The 1,504-nt window shown below is 70.3% G+C and carries 2 protein-coding genes; both read right to left on the reverse strand.

Going from position 1 to position 1,504, the window contains the following annotated elements; translation table 11 throughout:
- Positions 1–81: 81 nt before the first annotated feature.
- A complete protein-coding gene (locus tag WCJ52_RS13130; RefSeq protein WP_336903750.1) occupies positions 82–888 on the reverse strand; it encodes an enoyl-CoA hydratase/isomerase family protein in 807 nt (268 codons plus the stop codon).
- A gap of 1 nt (position 889) precedes the next feature.
- On the reverse strand, positions 890–1,504 hold a 615-nt coding region (locus tag WCJ52_RS13135; RefSeq protein WP_336903751.1), incomplete at its 5' end, for an SIMPL domain-containing protein.

The raw sequence follows: 1,504 nt of genomic DNA on the forward strand, positions 1-1,504 counted from the left end.
CCTAATTCCTCCCCATCAGGGGGAGGTGGCGCGCGCAGCGCGACGGAGGGGGTCAGCTGAGTGGCCGTCCCATTTTCCGCCTCAGTTCCCGCTGAATTTCGGCGGGCGCTTCTCGAAGAAGGCCGCCGCGCCCTCGCGGAAGTCTTCGCTGCGGCTGGTCAGGAGATACTGGTCCCGGTCCATGAAGGTGGCGGCATGGTGGTTGGCCTTGTCGAGGGCGTCCACCGCCTCCTTGGTCATGCGCACGGGCAGGGGCGGCAGGGCGGCCACCTTGCCCGCCCAGACCCGGGCCGCGTCGAGGGCTCCGCCTGCGGGGGCCACCTCCTCGCAGAAACCCCAGGACAGGCCGTCGGCGGCATGGACCGCCTCGCCGAACATGACGAACTGCTTGGCCCGGGCCGGCCCCACCAGGGCGTGGATGCGCGGGATGGACCGCCAGCTCATGTTGATGCCGAGGGGAATTTCCGGCAGCCGCAGATAGGCGCCTTCCCCCAGGATGCGGAAGTCGCAGGCCGCCACCAGGGCGCAGCCCCCGCCGATGCAATAGCCCTCGATGGCGGCGATGGTCACCGCCTCCACCTGCTCCCAGGCCTCGCACATGTCCGGGCCGGCCATCACCGCCTCCCGGGTCTCCATCAGGGTCGGCCGGCGCCGCTCGCCCTGGGCGGCCAGGTCCGCGCCGGCGCTGAAATAGCGGTCCGACCCGGTCAGGATGACGGTGAAGATATCGGTCCGCCGCCGGATGGCCCGGGCAAACTCGGTCAGCTCGACCATCAGGCCGGTATTCAGGGCGTTGCGGGCCTCGGGGCGGTTCAGGCGCACCACCAGGGTGGGGCCCTCCGCCTCGACCTTCAGGAACTGCCAGTCCCGGGCAAGGACATCGTCCATGCTATTTCACCAGATCGAAGACGCCGTTCACCGTGATGCTGACGTTCAGCTCGCCGGGCGCGACGGGGGTGGGGGCGGAGTCGGCCATGGGCGCGGCCATGGCATAGGCCCGCATCATGGGACGGGGCTGAGGGGTGAAGCCGCCTTCGGACAGGGCCGTCAGGCGCACCCCCGAATAGCCGGTGGCCCGGGCATAGAGAGCCGCCTTGGCGTTCAAGGCCTTCACGGCCGCTTCCCGCGCCGCGTTCTCGGCGGTCAGGGGATCGGACAGGCCGAAGCTCACCTGGCCGGCGGAGTTGACGCCGACGCTGACCGTGGAGTCCAGGATCGGCCCCAGGCGTCGCAGGTCGCGCACCGTGGCGGTCACCTGGTTGGCGGCCTGGTAGCCCCTCAGCGCGGGGGGCTTGCCGTTGGGATAGTCGTACTGAGGCGAGACCGACAGGCCGCTGGTCTGGATGTCCCGCTCGGCCAGGCCGGCATTGCGGAGGGCTGCAATGACCTTGGTCATCCGCTCGGCGTTCAGCTTCAGGGCGTCGCCGGCGGTGGGCGCCTCGGTGACCACCCCCAGGGAGATGGTCGCCATGTCCGGAGCCAACCGGCTGACGCCTTCAGCCGA

This window comes from Phenylobacterium sp. (assembly GCF_037138395.1).
Lineage (GTDB): Bacteria > Pseudomonadota > Alphaproteobacteria > Caulobacterales > Caulobacteraceae > Phenylobacterium.